At 65.2% G+C, this 313-nt stretch carries 1 protein-coding gene; it reads left to right on the forward strand.

The window, feature by feature from the left end; genetic code table 11:
* Positions 1–128: 128 nt before the first annotated feature.
* Positions 129–313: hypothetical protein (locus tag J0A65_RS26870; protein ID WP_206597216.1), on the forward strand; the 185-nt coding region annotated here is incomplete at its 3' end.

Consider the following 313-nt stretch of genomic DNA (forward strand, 5'->3'; position numbering starts at 1 on the left):
CTCCATGGGTGCCAGGGCGATTTGCATGAGGTTGTCCGGGGAAAATGGGGCGCACAGTTTAAGGGGTCGCGCGCCGTGCGCAAGATGGGCGACACTGATCGCATGGATAGCCACACGGAGCTGCCGCCATGCGTCATACCGCACTCGTTCTGCTCAGCCTGCTGTGCCTGCTGTGCCTGGGCGCCCATGCCAGCGACACCCTGCCACGCGGCGTCGAACATCGCCCCCCAGCCCCTGCCGTCGGTGCGCCGGCCCGCCTGATCTTCAGTCGCGACAACAATGCACCGAACGCCTGCAATGTGGAGCTGTACGT

The sequence above is a fragment of the Bowmanella yangjiangensis genome (genome assembly GCF_017255015.1).
In the GTDB taxonomy this organism is placed as follows: domain Bacteria; phylum Pseudomonadota; class Gammaproteobacteria; order Enterobacterales; family Alteromonadaceae; genus Bowmanella; species Bowmanella yangjiangensis.